This window comes from Kitasatospora sp. NPDC043950 (genome assembly GCF_056435345.1).
Genome location: NZ_JBWKER010000001.1, coordinates 1 through 24,585 on the forward strand (window position 1 = coordinate 1; position 24,585 = coordinate 24,585).

A 24,585-nucleotide genomic window follows, 5' to 3' on the forward strand; every position below is an offset into this window, starting at 1 on the left:
GGCTTCCTTTGCTCCTCCCCCCCCGCCCTCTCGACCCCCCCCCCCCTCCACCCCCCCCTCCCCCCCCCCCCCCCCCCCCCCCTCCCCCCCCCCCCCCCCCCCCCCCCCCCCCCCCCCCCCCCCCCCCCCCCCCCCCCCCCCCCCCCCCCCCCGCGCCGGGGATCAGCTGGCGCCGAGGCGGGCGGCCCACTGCGCGCGCCAGGCCAGCGCGTCGGCGACGCCCTCGGCGATGCCCCGCCGCGGCTGCCAGCCGAGCAGCTCCCGGGCGGTGTCGACGGCCGCGTAACAGCCGATCACGTCGCCCGGCCGGGGGCCCGCCTCGCGGACGTCGAGCTTCACGCCGACGGCCTGCTCGAAGGCGGCGATCAGCTCGCGCACGGTGGTGCCGTCGCCCGTGCCCACGTTGATGACCCGGTAGCGGTCCTCGGCGCCCTCGGCGATCACCTCGTCGAAGCGGAGCAGCGCCGCGACGTGCGCCTCGGCGAGGTCCCGCACGTGGACGTAGTCGCGGATGCCGGAGCCGTCCCTGGTCGCCCAGTCGACACCGGTGACGGTGAACGGGGTGCCGTTGGTGTGCGCCTCGATCAGCTTGCCCAGGGCGTGGGTGGGGTTGAGGTCCTGGAGTCCGGTGCGCAGCCGCGGGTCGGCACCGATCGGGTTGAAATAGCGCAGGGAGATGACCCGCTGCCGCTCGGCGCCCTCCCCCCTGGTCCAGTCCTGGAGCACCTGCTCCATCATCAGCTTGGTGCGCGCGTAGGGGCTGTTGGCCTCGACCGGGCTGCTCTCGTCGACCCGCGCGTCCGGGGTGGGCGCGTAGATGGAGGCGGAGCTGCTGAAGACGACGCGGGTGCAGCCGTGACGCTGGAGGGCGTCGAGCAGTTCGACGGTCTTGCCGACGTTCTCCCGGTAGTAGTACAGCGGCCTGGCCACCGAGTCCGGGACGACGATCCTGGCCGCGCAGTGCACGGCGGCGTCGATGTCCGGGTGCTCGGCGAAGATCCGGTCGAGCAGGGCCGTATCGGCGACGTCGCCCTGGTAGAACACCTTGCCCTCGACGAACTCGGCCCGGCCCTTGGACAGGTCGTCCAGGATGACCGGGGTGATGCCCTGGTCGAGGAGGGCGAACACCACCGAACTGCCGATGAATCCCGCGCCGCCGGTGATCAGGACCTTCTTCATGCGCGGACGCTCCCTTGCGGTCGGCCGGGCGCCCGGTGGCGCCCGGTGGCTTCTGGGACGGTGGTTCGCGCTCGATGGTTCCGCCGCCGGGCTCACCGGCGGCGGAGCCAGAATCCGGTGGCGACCAGCACGACGGCCGCGACGGCGGTGCCGATCGCGGCCCAGGTGGCGGCGTCGGGCGTGGTGTCGGAGGGGGTGTCCCGGGCGGCGGAGCGGGCCCGGGCGACGCTGTCGGCGGCCGTCGGGGCGGTCGGGACCGTGGGTGTGGCCGTGGGAGCGGGCGCGGGTATCGGGGCCGGGGCGCCGGTCGTCGCGCCCGTCGCCCCCGACAGCGGAGAATCGCCGATCACCGCGGCCTCGACGTCGAGTTCACCCTCGCCGTGCCCCGGCGAGGGGAACGCGCAGTCGACGCTCACCCGCCAGTGCCCGGCCGGGAGGATCTCCCGGGTGGTGTACGTCCCCGGCTCGCCCGGGACGGCGACCAGGCGCCAGGGGCCGACCGTGCGCCCGTCGGTGGCCGTCGCGGCCAGCGTGCCGGTGAACTCCCCGGTGACCGGGTCGTGGTCGTCCTCCCAGGTGGCGATGGTGCTGACGCGGCCGTTCCGCTGGCCGGAGACGTCCAGGTGGACGGTGTCGCCGTGGGCGGCAACCGGCACGGCGGCGGGCAGCACGGCCGCACCGGCGAGGGCGAGGGCGACGACGAGGGGTCGGGTTCGCATGGCGGGAAATCCTCGTGAGGGGTGAGGGGTGAGGGGCAGGGAGCGGTGACGCCGGGGGGGGGGGGGGGGGGGGGGGGGGGGGGGGGGGGGGGGGGGGGGGGGGGGGGGGGGGTCGGGGGGGGGGGGACGCCCCCCCGCCCCCCCCCCCCCCCCTCCCCCCCCCCCCCCCCCCCCCCCCCCCCCCCCCCCCCCCCCCCCCCCGCCGCCGGACGGTCTCAGGAGGCCTTCAGCAGCGGCCGGTTGTTGCACGGCCGGCCGTTCGGGCTGCTGGAACTCCCCCCGGGGCGGGTCCGACGGTTCGCGCCCTGCGAGAATCGTCGGACCCGCCCTAGCCGACCACCGTAGTACCAGCGGCCGTCGAGCCCGAGCACCAGCGCGCCGCCACCCGACGTGAAGTGAACCGGCCGACACCGGAGGCGAGTTGCCGCTACGGGGGGCGCGGCTCCGCGCTCCGGCGTCCCATCGCGTTTCCCCTCCTCGTACGAGGTGCGGGCACCCCGCGGAGCGGGGCCCGAACCTTCCGGCACTCAGGAGAGCGGCGGGCCGCACGGGAATAACGAAAACCTCTTGCGGAATTCGGCCGCCCGCGCGCGGCGGGCCGGGTCGCGCGGAGCGGAGGACACCGGAGGGGCGGACCGAGGACGGTCCGAGAGACCCCGGGGACGGCCCCGGACGTGACGTTGCCGGGAAGCGCACTCGGGGGGTGTGCGCTCCCCGGCAACGGGGTGGTGGCGGCCACCCGGCCGGAGTCCCGGGGCCTGGGCTCAGACGGCCGTGAAGGAAATGCTAGGGCGTGCCACGGGGCCCTGAACAGAGTCCTGAACTGGCCAATTCCCGCCCAGGACATGCCAGCTGGGGCAGCTGACCGACGTTCCGTCAACCACCGGTCAGGCCGCCGCCCGCACCGGGGCCTGCTGCGCCGCCGCCCGGCCGCCGGCGCAGCCGCCGTGCAGTCGGGCCAGCCCGGCGGCCAGCCCCGCCCGATCCCCGGCGAGCCACAGGCGCAGCGCGGCGGACAGCGCGGCGCTGGCCGGTCCGCTCGACGGGCCGCCGGTCCGCGCGATCCGCTCGCCCAGCAGCGGCAGCAGGTCCGCGATCGGGGCGGGCAGCCAGAGGGTCAGGGCGCAGGGGGCGGGCCGGGCCAGGACGCGCCGCAGCGGCAGCGCGGAGGCGTCGTCGTGCAGCGCGGGGATGACCTCCAGCAGGCCGTCGACCACCACCTCGGAGACGTCCCCGCCGTGGCCGCGCGCGAGGGCCCGCAGCAGCGCGCGTTCGGCGGCGGTGATCCGGACGGTCAGCATGACCTCGTCGCAGTCCATGGTCCCGGTTCCCCTGTCGTGGAAGTCGTGGCGGTCGTGGCGGTCGTGGCCATCGGGGCCGGTGGGCCCGCCCCGGTGGTTCTCCTGCCCGTCAACGAGGCTCCGCTACCGGCGTTATCAGGCCGTAGTGGCCGTCGTAGCGGCGGTAGAGCACCCGGGCACGGCCGTCGCCGGGGTCGGCGTAGCAGACGAACGGGCCGCCGGTCAGCCAGAGCCGCCGGGCCGCCTCGGTGAGGTCGAGCGGGCCCGCCGGGTCGGCGCCCGCGGACCGGCCCGCCCCGGGCGCGCCGCTGAGCGGGCAGCGGTCGACCAGCGCGTCCCGGCCGGTCGCGGCGTCCGCGAAGAGGTGGAACGGCCGGTCCAGCGCGAGCAGTTCGCGGGTGGCCTGCTCGGGGGTGCGGCGGGCGAGGACGACCTCCTTGCGCCGGGCGATCCGCCGTTCGGCGAGCGGTCGGGCGGCGTACTGCGGGCGGTAGGCGCTCTCGTGGGCGGCGGCGAATCCGATGTCGCCCTGCTCGCGCAGCCGGCCGGCCCGGCCGGCGAGGGTGCCCAGGGCGACGTCGACGGCCTCACGGGCGGTGACCGCGGCGAGTTGCACCCGGACCGGGCCGACGCCGGCCAGGTCGGCGTCGGCCTGCGCGAGGGCGGGCCGGGTCATGGCCCGGTCGCGCACGCGGGTGAGCCTGATGCGCAGCGCGCGGGTTCCGGGGCCGAGCCCGGCCGCCGTGTCCAGTGCCTGCGCCCGGGCGTACTCGGCGTCCTCGCGCGGCAGCTCGCCGCGGATCTCCACCCGGACGTCGAGGGCGGGCCGGTGGCGCAGACTGGTCATCAGGGTCCTCCTTCTCCCCGACCATGCTGGCCCTCGGGCGGCCAGGCGGCGAGGGTCCAAAGACCCTGCGCGAGGGGCCCGGCCCGGATCTTTCCGGTGGGGCCTTCACCGCAGGTCAGCAGCACGTTCCGGGGTGGTCGGAGCCACTGCGGATGATCGACCGTTGGAGTGATCCGCCCGCGTTCGGCGCAACGCCCGTCGGACCGGCGCGTTTGCCATGACGTGCGCCCCTCCAGCCGGGGCACGCGCGGATCCGCGCGAGCCGGCCCCCCACCTCCCGGCCGGCCCGTCGGGGCCCCCGGTATCGTCCGCACCGGCTCCTCTGATGAGAGGTACTGACATGACCCTGCTGACCGAGACGCGGCAACGGGACCTCCCCCCGAGAACCGCACCGACCGCACCCCGCACCACCCGTGCGACCGTCCCCCCGCTCGCCCCCGGCGCGGTCCCCGGCCTCGGCCACGCGGCCGCCCTGCTCCGCGACCCGCTCGGATTCCTCGGCTCGCTCTCCCGGCACGGCGGCGTCGTCCGGATCCGGCTCGGGCCGCGCACCGTCTGCGTGGTCACCGACGCCCCGCTCGTCCACACCCTGCTCGTCGCCCTCGCCTACGACTGCCCGCGCGGCGCCGTCCAGGACACCCTCAAGACGGCGTTCGGCGACGGCCTGCTGATGTCCGAGGGCCAGGCCCACCGCGACCGCCGCCGGATCATCCAACCCGCCTTCGGGCCGGACCGAATGGCCGAGTACGTCGCCGTGATGCACCAGGTCACCGAGGAGCGGGCCGGGCGCTGGCACCCCGGGCAAGTCCTCGACGTGGCCAAGGAGATGAACCACCTCGCGCTGGAGATCGTCACCCGCTCGCTGTTCGACGCCCGGCTGAGCGAGGACGCCACCCTGGCCTTCCACCAGGCCCTGCCGGACCTGGTGAAGGGCCAGATCGTCCAGTCCCTCTACCCGCACCCGGCGCTCGCCCGGCTGCCGTTGCCCGTCAACCGGCGCTTCGACGCCGCCGTCCGGGTGCTCAACCGAGTCGTCGACCAGGCCGTCAGGCCGACGGGCACCCGGTCCGCCGAGCGGGGCGGCACCCTGCCCGCCCTGCTGCGTGCCGCCACCGACCCGGGCACCGGCCGGCCACTCACCGAGGCGGACGTCCGGTCCGAGGCGATCACCATGTTCGGCGCCGGCACCGAGACCGTCTCCACCACGCTGACCTGGCTCCTCGACGAACTCCTGCGCCACCCCGAGGTGGAGGCCCGGGTGCTCGCCGAACTCGACGAGCACCTGCCCGCCGGCGCCGCCCCCACCCCCGAGGCGCTCGCCAGGCTCACCTACACCCGCAGCGTCACCCAGGAGGTGGTGCGGCTGCACGCGCCCAACGCCTTCCTGATGCGCACCGCCCAGGTGCCGGTGGACCTCGGCCCGTACCGGATCCCGGCCGGCACCGAACTGCTCTACAGCCTCACCGCGCTGCACCGCGACCCGGACCGCTACCCGGACCCGCTGCGCTTCCGCCCGGATCGCTGGCAGTCGGGCGGGGCCGGACGGCACTCCTTCCTCCCGTTCGGGGCCGGCAAGCACAAGTGCATCGGGGAGGCCTTCGCCTGGGCCGAGCTGACGGTCGCGGCGGCCGCGATCCTGCGCCGCTGGCGACCGGTGGCCGTCCCCGACTCCCGGGCCCGGGAGGTGGTGTGGACGACGGTCCAGGCGCACGGGCTGCGCGTGCGGCTGGCCCCGCGCGGCGCCCGGGTGCCCCGCCCGGACAGCCCGCCGGACGACCGGGCGGGGGACGACCGAGTGCCGGACGACCAGGTGGGGGACGACGGGGTGGGGGACGACGAGGTGGGCGTCGAGGCCCCGCCGGCGGCCCGCTGCCCGGTGAGCATCCCCGACCCGGCCCCCGCCGCGCCCCAACTCCCGCAGCGGTCCGGCGAACTGCGCACCGCCGCGGCCCGGCACGCCGCCTGGGTGGTCGGCCGCAACCTCCTCACCCCGCCCGAGATGACCCGCTACGGGGCCTACGCCCTGCACGAGTTGATCGGCCACGCCTTCCCCCGCGCCCACGGCGCCAACCTCGACCTGCTGGTGGACATGCTGGGCTGGTTCACCATCCTCGACGACCGCTTCGACGGCCCGCCGGGGCGCCGCCCCGCCGAAGCCCGCGACGTCGTCGACCCGCTCATCGACGCCCTGCGCCGCACCGGGGCCGATCGGACGGGCGCCTCCGCGCCGGTCGGCGAGGGCCCGGCACCGCGCTCGGGCGACCACCTGCTCCGCGCCTGGCACGACCTGTGGAGCCGCCAGGCTCAGGGCATGTCGCTCAACTGGCGCGTCCGGGCCGCCCGGGAATGGCAGGCCTGTCTGGAGACCTTCCCCGCCGAGGCCGAACACCGCGCCCACGGCACGGTCCCCGCCCTCGGACTGCCCGAGACCATGCGGCTGCGCCGCCACGGCAGCTGCCTCTACCCGTTCATGAACATACTGGAACGGGTCCACGGCGCCGACGCCCCCGCCGCCCTCCACGCGGAGCCCGCACTGCACCGGCTGCGCGCCAACACCGCCGACGCCGCCACGCTGATCAACGACCTGTACTCACTGGAGCGGGAGGAGCGCCAGGCCGCGGCCGCCTTCAACACCGTCCTCACCCTGCAACGGATCCGCGGCTGCACCCGCAGCCGGGCCGTCGGCGCCGTCCGCTCCCGGGTCGCCCGGCTGCGGCGGGAGAACGAAGCCCTGCGCAGCGACCTGCGCCGCCGCCACCCGGCCGGGCGCTGGTACCTGGACGGCACCCGGGAGCTCATCGAGGGCGTCCAGGCCTGGACCAGCACCAGCGACCGCTACCTCGTGAAGGACGGCCCTCGGACGTAGGAGGTGCCTACTTGCGGCCGCCGAGCGCGAACAGCAGCAACACGAAGCCGGCGAACAGGTGCGTGGCGAAGATGTAGATGCCGGCCCGGATGAGCATGGCCTTGCGTCGGCGCTTCTCCTCGCGCGTGCCGTCGCTCGTGCTCTCGCTCATGGCGGGGGTTCTCCTCGGGTCGGCCGGCCGGGTCGGGCGCGGGTCCAACGGGCTGGCCGGGCTCGCCGGGCTCCTCGGGTTCAGCCGGCCCGAGGGCCTCGGCGGGCTCAACGGTGCGGCCGGCCGCCGGGCTCGCGCAGTTCGGTGAGCAGCGCGCCCTGGTCGGTGATCAGCTCGGTCAGGATCCGGCGCGCGGCCCGCAGCAGCTCGGCCACGTCCGGGGTGCTGAGCGCGTACACCACGGTGTTGCCCTCGCGGGTGGCGGCGACCAGCTGGGTACGGCGCAGCACCGCGAGCTGCTGGGAGAGGTTGGAGGGCTCGACCTCGATCTCGGCCAGCAGCTCGCGCACCGGCCGGGGCCCGTCCTGGAGCAGTTCCAGCACCCGGATCCGGACCGGGTGGCCGAGGGTGCGGAAGAACTCCGCCTTGGCCTGGTACAGCGGGACGGGCATCGTCGGCGCCCCTCCCTCGGGTACGGCTCGCTGGGCGTGCGGCCGCGCCCTCAACGGCGGCCGGCAAGCATCATCGCCACAGATGAAGGTTTCTTCAAGTCGTCACAGTGGGCGCCCGGCCGTCGCCTGGCGGTCGCCCGGCCCGCCGGGGCCGCCCCCGAGTGGTCCACGTCACATCCGGAGGGCGTGCGGGAACGCCGGAAGCCGAGCCCGGGACGCTGCCAACTCCCGGACTCGGCGGCCATGGTGAGGTTCCGTCAGCAGCCTACAGGTACATCCACCTCGACCGGGGCCGGACCCCGCGAGATCGACTCGACGGAGAAGGTCGCGTGAAGGACCGAACCGCACGGCACGGTGACGCTGATGCCGTCGACCCGCACGGTGGCGGTCGTGAACACGGCGCGCACGCTCGCCGAGCCGAGCGACTCGCCGCCGACCACCCCGGCCGACAGGCGGGTGAGCAGCTCCTGCGGCTTCGGCGGCCACGGGGTGTCCGGGGTGGGCGGACCGGCCAGGCCGATCTGCCCGTACAGCACGACACTGCCGCCGGTGACCTCGGCGCAGACCTTGGTCGACAGCCCGGCCTGGAGACCGTTGTAGCCGCAGGTCGTCACCGTGGCGACGGTCCCGGCCGCGCCGCCGGCCGACGCGGCGAGCGCCGGCGCCGGCGCCGCGAGCAGGGCGACGGCACCGGCCGCGCCCGAGGCGATCCGGGTGATGCGGTTCATTGTCTTCTCCTTCGGAGGGTACGAGGAACGATCAGAACAGGTGAGGTCACATGTGACATTTCACATGTGCCATGACGGTACTTTGCCATGCGATTCCCATGCCACGACCGGGATTCTGCCTTCGAAGTGCCGAGCCGACCGAAACCAGACCTTCGATGGCGTAATCCCACCCCGGAGGGTCGGGATCCGCGCACCTGCCACGGCCGGTCTGCCCGGCGCGGGGCGGTCGCCCGCCTCGCAGGCGTCGGCCTGGGGACGGCCCGCACGGCGCCCGCGCCCACGGGCGGGCCACTGTCGGCCACCGCCGGCCGACCACCGCCGGTCGGCCGCCGCCGGCTCAGTCCAGAGAGGCCCGCAGGGCGTCGACCCGGGTGACGGCGTCCGCGAAGGCCGCGCGGTCGAGACGGCCGGAGTCCAGGGCGTCGGCGAGGGCCGTGGTGGCGTCCTCGGCCTGCTGCGGGTCGCGGGCGGAGCAGAGGATCAGGTCCATCCCGGCCTCGGCGGCAGCGACCGCACGGGAGCCCGCGCCGCCGTACGAGGCGAGGGCCTCGGCCTCCAGGGCATCGGTGACCGTGACGCCCTGGAAGCCCAGGCGTCCGCGCAGCTCGCCCTGGACCACGGCGGGCGACATCCCGGCCGGGCGGTCCGGGTCGAGCGCCGGGTAGACCGCCCAGGAGGCCATCACCAGCCCGACACCCGCCGCGATGGCCGCCCGATAGGGCTCCTCGCCGCGGGCGCGCAGCTCGTCCAGCGGCACGGACAGGGTGACGGGGCGGTCATCGGTGTTCTCGCCGTTGGCGGCCGAGCCCAACCCGGGGAAGTGCTTGGCGGTGGCGGCCACGCCCAGGCCCTGCTGGGCGGCGAGGAAGGCGCTGCCCAACTCGCCTACACCGGCCGGGTCCTGACCGTAGGAGCGCTCATGGCGGTCGATGAAGTTGCCCGGGGTGTCGTAGACGTCCAGCACCGGCGCGAGGTTCACGTTGAGCCCCGCGTCCGCGAGCGTCCCGGCGGCGCCGACACCGGCTCGGCCCGCCGCGCCGAGCGGGTCGGGGTCCGATCCGGTCCGGCGGGCGGAGAGTTCGGGCGCGCCGGGCAGGCGGCGCACCTTGCCGCCCTCCTGGTCGGTCATCAGCAGCAGCCCCTCGGGCACCGGCGACTGCGCCGCCGCCTCCCGCAACTGACCGACGGCCTCGGCGAGTTGCGCCGGGCTCGTGACATTCTCGGCGAACAGGATGACCCCGGCCGCCCGCCCCTCCCGGATCGTCCGCAGCACGCCCGGCGGCGGTGTCGGACCGGCGTACGAGAGTACGATCCGGCGCCCAGCGAGCTGCCGCGCGTCCTGATCGGCCATCTCCGCCGCCACCGCCCCCTCTCCCGGGGCAACTCCGCGCCCCGGTATCGACTCCGGTATCGACGCCGGCGCGGACACCGGTGCCGACGCCGGTGCGGACGCCGGTGCGGACGCCGGTGCCGACCCGGCCGGAACCGGCCCGAGCGTGGCCGCCAGCACCACCAGCATCGCGCCGAACTGGACGGTGCGCCGAAGCACGGCCATCACGCCTCCCTGAGGTCGGCAGCGGGATACGGCCCGTCAAGGCACCCACGCCTGTCAAGGCACCCGAGCCCGTCGCCACCATAGCCCGGACCCCGGAGGAGCACACCCGCGCCGGCGCGGACGGGGGACCCGGGCGCCGGACGCCCTCAGCAGCCCTACCGGCGCAGCAACCGCCCCAGGACGGCGACCCCCTCCGCGATCTCCCCCGGCGCACCCGCCGCGTAGCCGAGCACCAGCCCCGGCGGGTACGGCAGGCGCGCGTGCCAGGACAGCGGCTGCACCTTGACGCCCTCGGCGAGCGCCGCCGTGGCCAGTTCGGTGTCCGTACAGCGGGCCCCGGGCGGCAGGGTGAGCATCAGGTGCAGGCCGGCCGCCGCGCCGTGGACGGTGGCGCCGGGGAGGTGGGCGTGGACGGCGGCGATCATCGCGTCCCGTCGGCGGCGGTGGCGGTGGCGCAACAGCCGCAGGTGGCGGTCGAGTTCGCCGGACTCCATCAGCCGGGCCAGCACCAGCTGCGGCAGCACCGGGTTGCCCAGGTCGGCGAACCGCTTGGCCTCCAGGACGGCCTCGCGCAGCCGCGGCGGCACCAGCAGCCAGCCGGTGCGCAGCGCGGGGGCGAGCAGTTTGGAGATGCTGCCCGCGTAGCAGACCTGCTCCGGCAGGGCGGCGCGCAGCGCGGGGACGGGCGGGCGGTCGTAGCGGTGCTCGGCGTCGTAGTCGTCCTCGATGACCAGGCCGCCCTCGCCCGCCCAGCGCAGCAGTTCGCGCCGCCGCTCGCCGCCGAGGACGACCCCGGTCGGGTACTGGTGGGCCGGGGTGAGCAGGACGGCCGGGGCGCCGGTGGCGCGCAGCGCGTCGACCCGGACGCCCTCGGCGTCGACCGCGACGGGCGGGGTCGCGGCGAGCCAGTGGGCGAGGTGCTGGCGGGCGCCGAGCGAGCCCGGGTCCTCGACGGCGACCTCGGTGACGCCCACCCGGCCGAGCGCCCGGCCGAGCAGGGCGAGGGCCTGGGCCGTCCCGGCGACGATCAGCACCTCGTCCGGGTCGGCGCGGATGCCCCGGTTGCGGGCCAGCCAGTGGGCGACGGCCTGGCGCAGCGCGGGGGTACCGCGGACGTCTCCGTAGCCGAGGTCCGCGGCGGCGAGGCCGTCGAGGACGGCGCGTTCGGCGCGCAGCCAGGCGGCGCGGGGGAAGGCGGCGAGGTCGGGCACACCGGGGGTGAGGTCGATCCGGGCGGACGTGCCGCGCAGCAGGTCGAACACCTCGGGGTCGGGGTCGGCGTGGAACAGGACAGGCTCCGGCCGGGCGCGCGACGAGGCCGGGGACTTGTCCGACCACGGGGATGTGGCCGACCACGGGGGCGCGGGCGGCGCCGGGGCCGCGACGACGACGGTGCCGCCCCTGCCCCGGCCGGCGATCTGGCCCTCCTCGGCCAGGCGCCGGTAGGCGTCGGTCACCACTCCCCGGGAGACGCCGAGTTCGGCCGCCAGCCCCCGGGTGGCGGGCAGCCGGCTGCCCGTGGGGAGACGGCCGTCGGCGATGGCCTCGCGCAGCCGGCGGGCGAGCCAGCCGGTCAGGCCGCCGGGCGGGGCGTCGGCGGTGTCGAGCTGGAGGAAGTCGGCGCCCGGGTCCGCCTGTTTGGACCTGCCGTCTGGCGCTTCTTTGGACCTGTTCACCGGGCCATTGTGGCGCGAAGGTGGGGCCATGACCACGGAAACGGCATCACTGAACGACCGGCAGGACGCCGCAGGCCCCGGCCCCGGCCACGACTACGCCCCGGGTTACGTCCACGGCTACTCGGAGACCGAGGCGCAACGGCTCGGCGACCAGGCGGACACCCTCGCCGAGCTGCTGCACGCGGGCACCGCGTACCCGGCGGGCAGCCGGGTGCTGGAGGCGGGCTGCGGGGTGGGGGCGCAGACCGCGCACCTGCTGGCCGCCGGCCCCGGCGTGCTGCTGACGGCGGTGGACGTCTCCGCGGACTCGCTGGCGCGGGCCCGGGCCCGGGTGGCGGCCGAGGCGCCCACCGCGCGGGTCACCTGGCACCACGGCGACCTGCACCGACTCGCCTTCCCGGACGGCTCCTTCGACCACGTCTTCGTGTGCTTCGTGTTGGAGCACCTGGCCGACCCGGTGGCCGCGCTGACCGCGCTGCGGCGGGTGCTGCGGCCGGGCGGCACGATCACGGTGATCGAGGGCGACCACGGCTCGGCCTTCTTCCACCCGCAGGGCCCGGCGGCCCGCGACGCGGTCGACCTGCTGGTGCGGCTCCAGGCGGCGGCCGGCGGTGACGCCCTGCTCGGGCGCCGCCTGTACCCGCTCCTGACGGAGGCCGGCTTCCGGGACGTGGCCGTCCGCCCCCGCACCGTCCACGCCGACGGCGCCCGCCCCGCCCTGGTCGAGGGCTTCACCCGGCGCACCTTCGTCGCGATGGTCGAGGCCGTCCGCGCCGAGGCGCTGGCCGCCGGTCTGACCACCCCCGACGCCTTCGACCACGGCATCGCCGAACTGCGCCGCACGGCCGAGCCGGGCGGGACGTTCCACTACACCTTCTTCAAGGCGGTGGCGGTCAACCCGTAGGCCGGTCGGGCGGGGAGGTCCGCCCGCGCGCCCGCCCGCTCACTCCGGGCTGTCGCCGAGGGCGGCCAGGAGGGTGCGCATGGCGTCGACGAGGGCGGCGGTCCCGGGGTCGTCGAGGCCGGCGAGGAGGGCGCGCTCGGTGGCGAGGTGGTCGGGGAGGGCGCGGTCGATCAGGGCGTGGCCCTCGGGGGTGAGCGCGACCACGCGGCTGCGGCCGTCCTGGTCACTCTGGGTGCGGGTGACCAGGCCGCGGGCCTCCAGACGGTCGAGGCGCTGGGTGATGGCGCCGGAGGTGACCATGGCGGACTGCATCAGCCCGGTGGGGGTGAGGCGGTAGGGCGGGCCGCTGCGCTTGAGGGTGGCGAGGACGTCGAAGGAGGCGGCGTCCAGGCCGTGTTCGCCGAAGGTCCGGTTGAGCTCCGCGTCCACCAGGCGGTAGAGGCGCTTGAGCCGGCCGAACACCTCCATCGGAGAGACGTCCAGGTCGGGGCGCTCGACGGCCCATTGCGCGACTACTCGGTCCACATGATCTGCATCTGCCACAGGTTCAGGGTAGGGGATCCCGGCGGGATTCCTTAGCGATGAGGTAACTGTGAGCCACGCCACCCCGCCAAAGCGGTGAGAGATGCCTTAGCGCTGAGATACATTTGCTTAGTGCTAAGAAATCGCCTCGGAATCGTGCTGGTGACGGCGATAGCCCCCGCCGTCTGGGGGTCGACGTACATCGTCACCACCGAACTGCTCCCGCCCCACCGTCCACTCCTCGCGGCCGTCCTCCGGGCCCTGCCCGCAGGGCTGCTGCTGATCGCCGTCACCCGCCGGCTGCCGAAGGGCAGCTGGTGGTGGCGCGCACTGGTCCTCGGCGCGCTGAACATCGGCGCCTTCCTCGCCCTCCTCTTCATAGCCGCCTACCGCCTCCCCGGCGGGGTCGCCGCCACGGTCGGCGCCGTCCAGCCGCTGATCACCGCCGGACTCTCGGCCGCGCTGCTCGGCGACCGGCTCACGCCGCGCACGGTGATCTGCGGCATCGCGGGGATCGCGGGCGTCAGCCTGCTGGTCCTGCGGGCCAACGCCCAGCTGGACGCCGTCGGCGTGGCCGCCGCGTTCGCCGGCGCGGTCGTCATGGCCACCGGCGTCGTCCTCTCCAAGCGCTGGGTCTCCCCCGCCCCGCTGCTCGCCACCACCGGCTGGCAGCTCACCGCCGGCGGACTGCTGCTGGTGCCGGTCGCACTGTTCGTCGAGGGCGCCCCGCCGTCCCACCTCACCGGCGGCAACCTGCTCGGTTACGGCTACCTCAGCCTGATCGGCGCGGCGCTCACGTACGCGCTCTGGTTCCGCGGGATCCGGGCACTGCCGCCGACCTCGGTCTCCTTCCTCTCGCTGCTCAGCCCGGTGGTCGCCACCGCGATCGGCTGGCTGGCCCTCGGGCAGGACCTCAGCCCGCTCCAGGCGCTCGGCGCACTGATCGTCCTCGGCTCGCTGATCGCGGCCCAGACCCGGCGCCGCCCCGGCACCGCCACGCCCTCCGCGCCCGCCGCCCCGGACGCCCCGGCCGCCCCCGCCTCCGCCTCCGCACCGCCCGTCCGCGAGAACGCCTGACCCCGCCTCGTCTCCGCCGAATCCCCTCCCGCACTCCCCGATCCCCGCCCAGCAGCCGCTGGCACCCACCGCACCAGGAGAACCTCCATGCACATCACCGTGTTCGGCGCCACCGGCAACGTCGGCAGCCGGGTGGTGACCGAGGCACTCGCCCGCCGCCACCGGATCACCGCCGTCCTGCGCGACCCCGCCAAACCGCACGGCCTGCCGGCCGCCGTCGCCCTCGGTGTCGGCGACGCCCGTGACCCCGAGGACGTCGCCCGCCTCGCCGCCGGGCAGGACCTGGTGATCACCGCCACCCGCCCGGCGCCCGGCAGCGAGCACGAGCTGTCCGCCGCCACCCGGGGCCTGCTGGCCGGTCTCGCCGGAACGGGCGCGCGCCTGATGGCCGTCGGCGGCGCGGGCAGCCTCACCCTCCCCGGCCGCGGCGGGACGGCCCTCGCCGACGACCCCGGCTTCCCCGCCGAGCTCCGGCCGATCGCCCGGGCCTGCCGCGAGCAGCTCGACCTCTACCGCGCCGCCGACCCGGACGTCGACTGGACCTACCTGAGCCCCGCCGCCCTGCTCGAACCCGGCGAGCGCACCGGCCGCTTCCGGCTCGGACGGGACGAACTGCTGGTGGACGCCGAGGGCGCCTCGGTGATCTCCATGGAGGACCTCGCCGTCGCCCTGCTCGACGAGGCCGAGCAGCCCGCGCACCGCCGCACCCGCTTCACCGCCGCCTACTGACCTGGGGCGATCCTCCGTGTCCGGGGTGTACCCAGCACCACCCCGGACACGGAACCCCGCATGATCGACCGTCAGGGCGAGCTCGGACAGGATCATTCCCGTGAACACCAACGCATCGAACACCACGGCCTCGCACCCCATCACGCCGAGCACCACCGCGCCGAACACCACCGCCTCGCACACCCCGGCGGCCGGCGCCACCGCCTCCCGCACCCGGCGCGCCGCCCTGGCCGTCGCCGCCGCCGTCCTGGCCGGCCTCGCCGTACCGGCCACCGCCAGCGCCGCCCCGGACGCCGGCCGGAACCCGGGCGACGCCGAGGTCGCCCCCGCCCGCTACACCCACCAGACCCTCGCCTGGCAGCCCTGCGCCAAGCAGCCGGCGCTGGACTGCGCCACCATGACCGCCCCGCGCGACTGGCACCACGCCGACGCCGGCGCCGACGTGACGATCGCCGTCTCCCGGCACCGCGCCGGCGACCCGGCCAAGCGCAAGGGCACGCTGCTGATGGCCGCCGGCGGCCCCGGCGCGTCGGGCCTGCTGCGCCCGGCGAACCTGGCCACGGCCGCCCCGGCCGTCGGCGCCGCGTACGACATCGTGGGCTTCGACCAGCGCGGGGTCGGCGAGAGCACCCGGGCCGTGTGCCAGACGCCGGAGGAGTTCCAGGACTTCCTGGCCGGCGACTTCCGCGACCAGTCCCCGGCGGCGATCGACCGGGTGGTCGCCAACTCCAAGAAGCTGGCCGCCAGTTGCCAGGAGCGCACGGGCGACCTGCTGCCCTACCTGAACACCGAGCAGACCGCCCACGACATCGACCTGTTCCGCGGCCTGCTCGGCGAGCAGAAGCTCAGCTACTTCGGCCCCTCCTACGCCTCGATGATCGGGGCCTACTACGGGACGCTCTTCCCGCACCGGGTCGAGCGGATGATCCTGGACAGCAACATCGGCTTCGACGGCACCTGGGAGAAGTTCGAACTGGGCCAGCCGATGAGCTTCCAGCGCCGCTTCGACGAGGACTTCGTGCCGTGGCTGGCGGCCCGCGACGCCACCTACCACTGGGGCTCCACCCCCGAGGAGGTGCAGGCGCACTGGGAGCAGCGGCGCGCCGCGCTGCACGACCAGCCCATCGTCGACGGCTCCCTGACGATCGGCCCGAACCAGCTGGACAACGGCGCGATCAGCGCGATCTACGAGCGGGACACCTTCCCCTTCCTCGCCCAGGCCCTGACCGCCGTCGACGACTGGCAGGGGGCCGACCCCGCGGCCAGGACGATGGCCGGGCGGCTGTTCGGCCAGTACCTCAGCCCGGAGTTCCTCGCCGAGTACTTCTCGGTGACCTGCAACGACACCCCGTGGACCAAGGACATGGACACCTGGGTCCAGCGCGGCGCGGAGAACACCGCGCGCTATCCGCTGGCGGGCGCGCGCACGCTGGCCTTCAGCGCGGTCTGCGCGGCCTGGCCGACCGCGCCCGCCCCCAAGGTCAAGGTGACCGGCGCCCACCTGCCGACGGTGCTGATGCTCAACTCGGTGCACGACCCGGCGACGTACTACGAGGCCGCGCTCGGCGCGCACCGCGCGCTGCGCGGCTCCAAGCTGGTGACCGTCACCGGGAGCGGCGACCACGGCCAGTACCCCACCGCCAACTCCTGCGTCACCGACGTCGTCGAGAGCTACCTGCTGGGCGGCCGCGCCCCCGAGCGCGACCTCGTCTGCCCCACCCCGCAGGCGGGTTGAGTGCCCGGCCGCTCGACCGCGGCCGTCGGGGCGCGCGTCGGGTGAGGCACGGCGGGGCGCCGACCGTCACGGGTCGACGCCCCGCCGTGCCGGCGCCCCTCGGGGCGCGTTCGTCCAGCAGGCGGCCCGCGACTGGCCGAAAGACTGCGAAAGCCCGAGCGGGCGGCCGCTGTTGTGCCTCACGTCCCCCGGCTCCGGGGAATACAGCCATGGCCGTAGTCGCCATACACAGGAGCGAGCCCATGGTGAAGGTCGTCGAGACCACGGATACCCAGATCACCGCCGCAGTGGCCGAGCAGGCGCAGCAGGCCGGCCTCGGCCTGCTGCGCCAGTGCTTCCTGGTGCTGACGAAGACACGGCTGTTCGGCAAGCCGCGCGAGGAGGAGAAGCTCCGGGTCTACCACTTCGACCACGGCCTGGTGCACGAGGGCGGGGGCCTGGAGCTCACGGTCTTCCGCTGGGACGAGGTCTCGACCGTGATGCAGGCGACCGTCGCCCACTACTCGCACAACATCTACACCGAAACGGACTTCTCCTACCGGTTCATCCGGGACGACGGGGAGACGTTCACGATCGACGGCAAGTACCGCGACCCGCGGCGCGCCAAGCTCAGCGGCGGGGACAGGGGCACCCAGCTGGGCAGGTGGGCGGAACTGGGCGAGGTCGCCGCGCACTACGTCGCGGCCACCCAACTGTCCGGGGCCCGGGCCTCGCTGGCGGACGGAGGGGAACTGGCCTTCGGCGACCTGCTGGTCAGCTCGGCCGGTCTGCGCACGGTGAAGCGCGGTCTGGTGCCCTGGTCCGACATCAAGTCGATCAGCGTGGTCAACGGCTACCTGGTGGTCAAGAAGGACGGCAAGTTCCTCTCGCTGTCGAACACCGCGGTCAGCCGGATCCCGAACTACGCGCTCTTCATGATGCTGCTGGGCCGTTCCGGCTGACGCACGGCCGGCCCGGACAGGCCCTGGATCGCCGTCAGGACCGCGAGTCGCTCGCCGCACGCCCCAGCCGCGACCGGAGCCAGGCGAAGGCGGCGGCGAGCCCGGCGAAGCCCCCGACGGCGAGCTTGATGCCGGCCTTGGCGACGATCCAGCCGACCCAGGGGACGCTCCAGCCCAGCCAGTGGAAGACGGCCAGCAGGACGGCGGCGCCGCAGAGGGCGGCGAGCACCGTCACGGCCACGGCGGCGGCCCGCGAGAGCTCTCGCGGGCCGTCGTCCGTCGCGTCCTGCGCCTGGTCGCCCGTCAGCTGCTTCGTGTCCCCATCACCCATGGGGATCATCCTACGGATTCCTCACCGGCGGGCGCGATGGGTGTCGCCGAGGTGCTCGCCGGTCTCGTCGTCGGGAAAGCTGACGGCGAGGGTGACGCGGTACTCGTCCACGTCCTCGCGGTGCCCCGGCACCCGGGCCCAGGCGAGCGAGTGCACCTCGGCCCCGGGGGCCTGCCGGCACCAGGCGGCGGCCTCCTCCAGTACGCGGGCGGCCGAACGCCCGGTGCACACCACCGCGGTGTACGCGGCGACGGCGAGGTCCCCACCGCTGCGGGCGACCCGCGAGACCGCCCGGACGGCGGCCGCGGCCTGGGTCAGGTCGCGGGCCAGGTCGTCGACCGCCCGAGGGGGGGCCGGAAGGACGACCGCTCCCTCGGCGACGGTCTCGGGCAGGTTCGCGCTCACAGTCCGGGCCTCCATCCGCATGGTCACGGGGCACAGCATGCCGGGCGGAGATTCCTGGCATGCCCTTTTCACCAGAACGTCACCCGTCCAGGGGCGAGTTGGGGCCGCCCCCTGGTGTCCGCACGCCCGCCCTGGTAGGGAAACGCCCGCCCGGCGGCGGACATCCACGCAGGTCAGGAGGGTCAGTAGCGGGCGCCGCCGGGGAGCCCGGAACGACGCGCACGCACCACCCCCGCGCCCCGGACCGCCGGTCCGGGCCCCTGCACGCCCGGCCCACCACCGGCACGCCCCCGGCCAACTCCCTTGGCAGGAAAGGGAGATACCGCAGAAGCTCGACCCGCACAGCCCTCCGGTGCCGCCACCGGGCCCGCGGACGGAACCCGTGGCGGACGCGCACGCACCCCAACTCCCTTACCCGGCCGGGCCGTCGGCCAGCCTGGCCGCGACGCGGATCGAGTCCCGGCCCGAGCCCGAGCGGGCATTCCCCCACCCCTGCTGACCTGCGGTATTCGATGTCGGCGCCGGGCCGCGGCAACCTCCGGCCACCCCTGTCGCGTCAGACCGTCGTGATACTAATCGTTGCGACGGCGGGAGCCGCCGTCCGGCGGCAGGCACGATGACGACGGTTCATCCGTTCCGGCAGGGTCGGGACGGCTACGGGGAGGGGCACGGTATGACGGCGAGGTTCGGCAAGGTGCAGGGCGGGCGCGGGCTGCGGCTCGGCAAGCGGGTCACGGGGACGGCTGCGGCCTTCACCGCACTCGCCGCACTGACGGGCTCCCAGGTGACGGGCTTCGGGCTCGCCCCGGTCGCGGCCGCCGACGCCGTGACGTCGCCGGACGCCTCCGCCTCCCAGCCCGGCGGCAGCCCGACCGGCGGCGCCGGCGGCGCCTTCGGCACCGGCGTCCCGGCCGACGGCGGCGGCACCGTCCAACTGCCGCAGCCGCCCGGCACGGTGCCCGGCGCGCCCGCCGCCGGCCCCTTCGCCGCCACCGGCCCGGCCCTGCCCGCGACCGTGCTCGCCGCCTACCGCCAGGCCGAGGCCTCGGCCGCACAGCGCTCGCCCGGCTGCCACCTGCCGTGGCAACTGCTGGCCGCGATCGGCCAGGTCGAATCCGGCCAGGCCAACGGCGGCCAGGTGGACGCGACGGGGACGACCCTCACCCCGATCCTCGGTCCGGCGCTGGACGGCAACGGCTTCGCCGCGATACCCGACAGCGACGGCGGGCGCTACGACGGCGACGCGCGCTGGGACCGCGCCGTCGGGCCGATGCAGTTCATCCCCTCCACCTGGGCGACCTGGGGCACGGACGCCAACGGCGACGGCAAGGCCGACCCGAACAACATCTTCGACGCCGCCGAGAGCGCCGCCCGCTACCTGTGCGCGGGCGGGCGCGACCTCGCCGACCCGGCGCAGCTCGACCGGGCGATCCTCAGCTACAACAACTCGGGCGAGTACCTGCGGACGGTCCGCAACTGGATGGCGCACTACGGCAGCGGCAGCGTCACCACCGTGCCGAACCGCCCGGCCTCCTCGACCCCGCCGGCCTCGTTGCCCTCCCCGCTCCTGCCGCTCGCGCCGCTGCTGCCGCCGACCGGGACGACTCCTGGCGCCACCCCCGGGACGCCGAGCGCCCCCGGGACCACCCCGCCCCCGGGCGGGCAGCCCTCGCCGAGCGCACAGCCGACCTCGCCGGCCCCGACGCCGTCCTCCTCCGCGCAGCCGACGACGGACCCGAGCACCACCCCGACGGGCACGCCCGGCACCACACCGCCGTCGACCGCGCCGGCCACGCCGTCCGGCACGCCGTCGACCACTCCGTCGGGCACCCCGTCCTCGACGGCCACCCCGACCGGCACGCCGTCCGGCACCCCCACCACGACGCCGACCACGACGCCGACCGGAACGCCCACCGACTGCCCGAGCCCGACGGCCACGACCACCCCGACGGGCAGCCCGTCCCCGACGGCCACCCCGACCGGCACGCCGTCCGGCACCCCGGCCGCCCCCGGGTGCGCCACGGCGACGCCGACCCCCGGCGGCACTCCCACCCCGGGCGGCACCCCCTCCTCCGCCGCCCCGAGCACGACCCCCAGCGCAGGCCTCTCCCCCTCGGCCGCCCCGCCGACCCGCTGACACCGCCCCATCCGCCGACGGCCCGCACCCCTGGTGCGGGCCTTCCGCGTTCCCCACCCCGCCGCACCAAGCTCCCGAGACCGAGCTCGAGACCGAGAGCTGGACCGAGACCTACGCCGGATCCGACCCGGCCCCGGCCCTGGGCAGCGCCCCCGGACCCAGCGTCGCCCGGTGCACCCGCCACCGCGCGAGCATCCCGTGCAGTTCGTCCACCATGAACGCGAAGAAGGCCGCGCTCTCCGCCAGCCGCTCCCCCGCGACGGTGCCCGCGCCGACGGTGGCCTCGCCCTCCCTGAGCACCCGCACCCAGCGCAGCAGGTACTCGTCGCGCCGGGTCAGCGACTCGAACCAGACGTCGTTCAGCACCCGGTAGCGGTCGCGCCGCGAGCCCGGCTCGCGCTCCTTGGCGGCCAGGCCGATCTGGGTGAGGTAACGCATCCCGCCGGACACCGCGGCCGGGCTGATCCGCAGCCGTTCGGAGAGCTCGGCGGAGGTCAGGACGCCGCTCTCCTCGGCCATCAGGCAGGAGAAGAGCCGGGCCGGCATCCGGCCCATGCCCGCGGCCACCAGCTCGGCCGCGAACCGTTCGACGAAGTCCGACACCGCCTGCTCGTCGCGCTCCTTCTCCGCTTCCCGCTCCACCACGCGCGCCTTCCCCTCTCCGGTGATCAACAACTCGACTGAACTTTAACGCCTTCCCAATATTCACGTTTTTCTGAAACTACGGTAGCTTCAGCAGCATGACGAAGGCAATCGCTCTGACCGGCCTCCGCAAGACCTTCGGCCGGACCACCGCGCTGGACGGCCTCGACCTCACCGTCGAGACCGGCGAGGTGCACGGATTCCTGGGACCCAACGGCGCCGGGAAGTCCACCGCCATCCGGGTGCTCCTCGGTCTGCTGCGCGCCGACGGCGGCAGCGCCCGGCTGCTCGGCAAGGACCCCTGGCACGACGCCGTCGAACTGCACCGCCGCCTCGCCTACGTCCCCGGCGACGTCGAACTGTGGCCCAACCTCACCGGCGGCGAGGCCATCGACCTGCTCTCCCGGCTGCGCGGCCGGCTCGACCGCCGCCGCCGCGACGAGCTGATCGAGCGCTTCGACCTCGACCCCACCAAGAAGGGCCGCAGCTACTCCAAGGGCAACCGGCAGAAGGTCGCCATCGTCGCCGCGCTCGCCTCCGACGCCGAACTGCTGCTGCTCGACGAGCCGACCTCCGGCCTCGACCCGCTGATGGAGGTGGTCTTCCAGGACGTCGTCCTCCAGGCCCGGCGGCAGGGGCGGACCGTCCTGCTGTCCAGCCACATCCTGGACGAGGTGGAGAAGCTCGGCGACCGGGTCAGCATCATCCGCCACGGCCGGGTGGTGCAGACCGGCAGCCTCGGCGAACTGCGCCACCTCACCCGCACCACGGTCGAGGCCGAGACCCACCGCCCCGTCACCGGGCTGGAGACGCTGGAGGGCGTGCACGCCGTCCGCACCGAGGGCGCCCGGGTGCGCTTCGCCGTGGACGGCGCCCACCTCGACGCCGCCGTCCGCCGCCTCGGCGAGGCCGGGCTGCGCAGCCTGGTCAGCCACCCGCCCACGCTGGAGGAACTGATGCTGCGCCACTACGGCGACGAGCTGGCCGCCAACGGGCACCCGGTCGACGGCGAGGCCGCCCGATGACCGCCACCACCACCGCGACCAGCGCGCCCGCCACGGCCCCGCGCCCGCCCCGCCCGCGCACCACCCTGGCCGGCACCGCCACGCTGCTCCGCTTCGCCCTGCGCCGTGACCGGCTCCGCCTCCCCGCCTGGGTGCTCGGCCTCGGCCTGCTCACCCTCGCCAGCGCCAACAGCGTGCACACCCTCTACCCGACCGCCGCCGACCGCGCCTCGATCGCCCACGCCTCCGCCGGCCCGGCCGTCCTCGCCATGACCGGCCCCGGGCACTACCTGGCCGACTACACCTGGGGCGCCATGCTCGGCCACCGGCTGCTCGGCCTGCTGGCGGTGCTGGCCGGGCTGATGAGCGTGCTGACCGTCACCCGGCACACCCGGGCCGAGGAGGAGAGCGGGCGGGCCGAGTTGGTCCGCTCCGCCGCCGTCGGCCGGCACGCCCAGCTCGCGGCCGCCCTCGGCGCCGCAGTCGTCGCCGACCTCGCGCTCGGCCTGCTGCTCGCCGCCGGGCTGCCCGCCCTCGGCGTCCCCGGGCTCGGCACCGGCGGCGTGCTGCTGTTCGGGGCCGCGACCACCGCCGCCGGACTGCTGTTCGCGGCGGTCGCCGCCGTCGCCGTCCAGGTCACCGCGCACGCCCGGACGGCCTCCGGGCTGGCCCTCGCGGTGCTCGGCGCCGCCTACGCGGTGCGCGCCGCCGGGGACGCCGGGTCGAACGGGCTCTCCTGGGCCTCCCCGATCGGCTGGCTCCAGCGCAGCTACCCCTTCGTGGACGACCGCTGGTGGCCGCTGCTGCCCGCGCTCGCCCTGGCCGCCGTCACCGGGGTGGCCGGCTTCGCGCTGAGCACCCGACGGGACGTGGGCGCCGGGCTCCGCGCCGCCCGCCCGGGGCCGCCCACCGCCCGCCCCGCCCTCGGCACCCCGCTCGGCCTCGCCCTACGCCTGCACCGCGGCCTGCTGGGCGGCTTCGCGGTCGCGCTGCTGCTGCTCGGCGCGATGTACGGGTCACTGCTGGGCGGCGCCGACGCGATGGTCAAGGACGTCGACCAGCTGAAGGAGGCCCTCGCCCGGCTCGGCGGCCGCTCGCTCACCGACTCCTTCGCCGCGATGACCCTGCTGGTGGTGGCGGTGGTCGGCGCGGTCTACGCGGTGCTGGCGACGCTGCGCCCGCGCGCCGAGGAGAGCGCCGGGCGGGCCGAGCCGGTGCTGGCCACCGGGGTGTCCCGGTCCGGTTGGCTGGGCGGGCACCTGGCGGCGGCGCTGCTGGGCTCGACCGCGGTGCTGCTCGCGGCGGGGGTGGGCTTCGGCCTGGCCGGGGCGCTGTCCACCGGTGACGCCGGCGCGTTCCCTCGACTGGTCGGCGCGGCCCTGGCGTTCGCGCCCGCCCAGTGGGTGACGGTGGGGTTCGCCGCCGCCGTGTACGGCTGGCTGCCCCGGGCGACGCAGCTGGCCTGGCTGGTGCCGGCGTACGCGTTCGTGATCGGGTACCTGGGCCCGCTGCTGAAGCTCCCCGCGGGCCTGGACCGGCTCTCCCCGTTCGGGCAGGTGCCCCGGCTCCCGGCGGCTGCCATGGACTGGACGCCGCTCGCGGCGCTCACCCTGGTCGCGGCCGCCCTGATCGCCCTGGCGCTGGCCGGGTTCCGGCGCCGCGACCTCGAAACGCGCTGACTCCCGGGGCTGCGGCGGGGGAAGCGGACGGGGCCGGCCACGGCGGGCCGGCCCCTGGCCGGGTCACAGGTGCTTGACCAGCTCCGGCATCAGGTCCTGGAAGGTCCGCCCGCTGGCCGGCTGCCCGATCGCGGTCATCTGCCAACCGGCGGGCGTGCGCTGCACCTTGGCCATGATCTGCGCGGTGTACGGGCCGCCCCCGGTGAGCGTGTACCGGGCCAGCTCGGCGCCCGTCTGCTCGTCGACCAGCCGGCAGAAGGCCGCCTCGACCTCCTGGAAGGTCTGGCCGGTGAAGGAGTTGACGGTGAAGAGGATCTGGTCGACCTCGGCGGCCATCTTGGTCAGGTCGACGGTGATCGACTCGTCGTCGGTCGCGTCGCCCGCGCCGCCGACCAGGTTGTCGCCGCTGTGCCGGACGGAACCGTCATTGCTGTTGAGGTGCTGGAAGAAGACCACGTCCACCGGCCGCCCCTGGGAGAACAGCACCGCCGAGGCGTCCAGGTCGATCTCCCGACCGGCGGCCAGCAGCTTGGCGAAGAAGCCCTTGGGCTGCGCGGCCTTCCAGCCCAGGCCCATCCGGACCACACTCAGCTGACCGCCGCCCGGCTTCTCCAGGCTGATCTTCTGCCCCTTGGCCAGCGAAACGCTCATCGTGCCCTCCTCGTCCCTGCCGCCGCTCCGTGCCGTGAATCTACAGCACTGTCGAACATCTATGATCATCCGACCGGCGCGCTCCCAGCACCCCTACCCCGCACTCCCCCCGCCGTCACCACCGGGGGCGGTCTGCACACTGTCAAGCGCCCCGGGGAGGAGCTTGCGCGGGGCGGCGCGCAATCCGGCTCGGCCAACCTGGCAACCGGCGATTCCGACGTCTGGCGTAGCCGCGAGCAGGGGCCGAACAGGCGGGCGGCCTGCGGACTAGGGTCAGCTCGGAGGCGCCGCCGACCGGGAGAACGGCCGCCGACGCACCGAGCGTTCCGCGCACGTTCCCGTGATCCGCCAACC

Annotated in this window: 23 protein-coding genes; 9 read left to right on the forward strand and 14 right to left on the reverse strand. The window is 75.5% G+C overall.

Features of this window, described 5'->3' with window-relative positions; genetic code table 11:
* Positions 1-162 precede the first annotated feature (162 nt).
* From galE to AC07BF_RS00020, 4 genes are all read right to left on the reverse strand, one after another.
* On the reverse strand, positions 163-1,179 hold the full coding sequence (gene galE, locus AC07BF_RS00005) for a UDP-glucose 4-epimerase GalE (protein ID WP_363582494.1): 1,017 nt from the start codon (positions 1,177-1,179) through the stop codon (positions 163-165).
* Positions 1,180-1,271: 92 nt separating this feature from the next.
* Positions 1,272-1,898 (reverse strand): hypothetical protein, encoded by a 627-nt coding sequence (locus tag AC07BF_RS00010; RefSeq protein ID WP_478332654.1) that lies wholly within the window; start codon positions 1,896-1,898, stop codon positions 1,272-1,274.
* 887 nt (positions 1,899-2,785) lie between these two features.
* Positions 2,786-3,217: a hypothetical protein gene (locus tag AC07BF_RS00015; RefSeq protein ID WP_063350641.1), complete on the reverse strand. Its 432-nt coding sequence runs from the start codon at positions 3,215-3,217 to the stop codon at positions 2,786-2,788.
* 91 nt (positions 3,218-3,308) lie between these two features.
* Positions 3,309-4,046 carry a sigma 54 modulation/S30EA ribosomal C-terminal domain-containing protein gene (locus AC07BF_RS00020; RefSeq protein WP_400984992.1) on the reverse strand — a complete coding sequence of 246 codons (738 nt, stop codon included), beginning with the start codon at positions 4,044-4,046 and terminating at the stop codon, positions 3,309-3,311.
* Between the two features lie 340 nt (positions 4,047-4,386).
* Between AC07BF_RS00020 and AC07BF_RS00025 the strand changes: the two genes are divergently transcribed.
* Positions 4,387-6,912: a cytochrome P450 gene (locus AC07BF_RS00025; RefSeq protein ID WP_478332655.1), complete on the forward strand. Its 2,526-nt coding sequence runs from the start codon at positions 4,387-4,389 to the stop codon at positions 6,910-6,912.
* Between the two features lie 7 nt (positions 6,913-6,919).
* Here the strand turns inward: AC07BF_RS00025 and AC07BF_RS00030 are convergent, their stop codons facing one another.
* The 5 genes from AC07BF_RS00030 to pdxR form a co-directional block, all read right to left on the reverse strand.
* On the reverse strand, positions 6,920-7,063 hold the full coding sequence (locus tag AC07BF_RS00030) for a DUF6126 family protein (RefSeq protein ID WP_159398578.1): 144 nt from the start codon (positions 7,061-7,063) through the stop codon (positions 6,920-6,922).
* Between the two features lie 107 nt (positions 7,064-7,170).
* On the reverse strand, positions 7,171-7,515 hold the full coding sequence (locus tag AC07BF_RS00035) for an ArsR/SmtB family transcription factor (RefSeq protein WP_063350638.1): 345 nt from the start codon (positions 7,513-7,515) through the stop codon (positions 7,171-7,173).
* A 257-nt stretch (positions 7,516-7,772) separates the two neighbouring features.
* Positions 7,773-8,243 carry a hypothetical protein gene (locus tag AC07BF_RS00040; RefSeq protein WP_363587500.1) on the reverse strand — a complete coding sequence of 157 codons (471 nt, stop codon included), beginning with the start codon at positions 8,241-8,243 and terminating at the stop codon, positions 7,773-7,775.
* 337 nt (positions 8,244-8,580) lie between these two features.
* Positions 8,581-9,798, reverse strand: a complete 1,218-nt coding sequence (locus AC07BF_RS00045) for a glycoside hydrolase family 3 N-terminal domain-containing protein (RefSeq protein WP_478332656.1) — start codon at positions 9,796-9,798, stop codon at positions 8,581-8,583.
* 155 nt (positions 9,799-9,953) lie between these two features.
* On the reverse strand, positions 9,954-11,504 hold the full coding sequence (gene pdxR, locus AC07BF_RS00050) for a MocR-like pyridoxine biosynthesis transcription factor PdxR (RefSeq protein ID WP_478317722.1): 1,551 nt from the start codon (positions 11,502-11,504) through the stop codon (positions 9,954-9,956).
* Between pdxR and AC07BF_RS00055 the strand changes: the two genes are divergently transcribed.
* On the forward strand, positions 11,503-12,378 hold the full coding sequence (locus AC07BF_RS00055) for an L-histidine N(alpha)-methyltransferase (protein WP_363587494.1): 876 nt from the start codon (positions 11,503-11,505) through the stop codon (positions 12,376-12,378). The genes pdxR and AC07BF_RS00055 overlap by 2 nt on opposite strands.
* 39 nt (positions 12,379-12,417) lie before the next feature.
* On the opposite strand, the gene AC07BF_RS00060 is transcribed toward AC07BF_RS00055, so the two are convergent.
* Positions 12,418-12,903, reverse strand: coding sequence for a MarR family winged helix-turn-helix transcriptional regulator (locus AC07BF_RS00060; protein WP_478332657.1), 486 nt, complete (start codon positions 12,901-12,903; stop codon positions 12,418-12,420).
* Positions 12,904-13,032: 129 nt separating this feature from the next.
* Here AC07BF_RS00060 and AC07BF_RS00065 point away from each other — a divergent pair, with 129 nt between their 5' ends.
* The 4 genes from AC07BF_RS00065 to AC07BF_RS00080 all read left to right on the forward strand — a co-directional run bounded on the left by AC07BF_RS00065 (position 13,033) and on the right by AC07BF_RS00080 (position 17,382).
* On the forward strand, positions 13,033-13,977 hold the full coding sequence (locus AC07BF_RS00065) for an EamA family transporter (RefSeq protein WP_400805856.1): 945 nt from the start codon (positions 13,033-13,035) through the stop codon (positions 13,975-13,977).
* A gap of 87 nt (positions 13,978-14,064) precedes the next feature.
* The gene (locus AC07BF_RS00070; protein ID WP_363587488.1) at positions 14,065-14,706 is read left to right on the forward strand and encodes an NAD(P)-dependent oxidoreductase; all 642 of its coding nucleotides are present in this window, start codon (positions 14,065-14,067) and stop codon (positions 14,704-14,706) included.
* Positions 14,707-14,806: 100 nt separating this feature from the next.
* The gene (locus tag AC07BF_RS00075; protein WP_400805859.1) at positions 14,807-16,441 is read left to right on the forward strand and encodes an alpha/beta hydrolase; all 1,635 of its coding nucleotides are present in this window, start codon (positions 14,807-14,809) and stop codon (positions 16,439-16,441) included.
* 242 nt (positions 16,442-16,683) lie between these two features.
* Entirely contained in the window at positions 16,684-17,382 is a 699-nt protein-coding gene (locus AC07BF_RS00080; protein ID WP_363587484.1) for a DUF6585 family protein, read from the forward strand.
* Positions 17,383-17,416: 34 nt separating this feature from the next.
* Here the strand turns inward: AC07BF_RS00080 and AC07BF_RS00085 are convergent, their stop codons facing one another.
* Positions 17,417-17,713, reverse strand: coding sequence for a hypothetical protein (locus AC07BF_RS00085; RefSeq protein ID WP_363587482.1), 297 nt, complete (start codon positions 17,711-17,713; stop codon positions 17,417-17,419).
* Positions 17,714-17,734: 21 nt separating this feature from the next.
* Positions 17,735-18,118: a hypothetical protein gene (locus tag AC07BF_RS00090; RefSeq protein ID WP_363587480.1), complete on the reverse strand. Its 384-nt coding sequence runs from the start codon at positions 18,116-18,118 to the stop codon at positions 17,735-17,737.
* Between the two features lie 673 nt (positions 18,119-18,791).
* Between AC07BF_RS00090 and AC07BF_RS00095 the strand changes: the two genes are divergently transcribed.
* The gene (locus tag AC07BF_RS00095) at positions 18,792-20,255 is read left to right on the forward strand and encodes a lytic murein transglycosylase (protein WP_478332658.1); all 1,464 of its coding nucleotides are present in this window, start codon (positions 18,792-18,794) and stop codon (positions 20,253-20,255) included.
* A 111-nt stretch (positions 20,256-20,366) separates the two neighbouring features.
* On the opposite strand, the gene AC07BF_RS00100 is transcribed toward AC07BF_RS00095, so the two are convergent.
* Positions 20,367-20,900 carry a GbsR/MarR family transcriptional regulator gene (locus AC07BF_RS00100; RefSeq protein ID WP_363587476.1) on the reverse strand — a complete coding sequence of 178 codons (534 nt, stop codon included), beginning with the start codon at positions 20,898-20,900 and terminating at the stop codon, positions 20,367-20,369.
* A 95-nt stretch (positions 20,901-20,995) separates the two neighbouring features.
* Between AC07BF_RS00100 and AC07BF_RS00105 the strand changes: the two genes are divergently transcribed.
* Both AC07BF_RS00105 and AC07BF_RS00110 read left to right on the forward strand, forming a co-directional pair.
* Positions 20,996-21,922: an ABC transporter ATP-binding protein gene (locus tag AC07BF_RS00105; RefSeq protein WP_363587474.1), complete on the forward strand. Its 927-nt coding sequence runs from the start codon at positions 20,996-20,998 to the stop codon at positions 21,920-21,922.
* Positions 21,919-23,580, forward strand: a complete 1,662-nt coding sequence (locus AC07BF_RS00110; RefSeq protein WP_478332659.1) for an ABC transporter permease — start codon at positions 21,919-21,921, stop codon at positions 23,578-23,580. Before AC07BF_RS00105 ends, AC07BF_RS00110 begins: the two co-directional genes overlap by 4 nt.
* Before the next feature lie 63 nt (positions 23,581-23,643).
* Here the strand turns inward: AC07BF_RS00110 and AC07BF_RS00115 are convergent, their stop codons facing one another.
* Positions 23,644-24,231, reverse strand: a complete 588-nt coding sequence (locus tag AC07BF_RS00115; protein WP_350879397.1) for a TerD family protein — start codon at positions 24,229-24,231, stop codon at positions 23,644-23,646.
* Positions 24,232-24,585 lie beyond the last annotated feature (354 nt).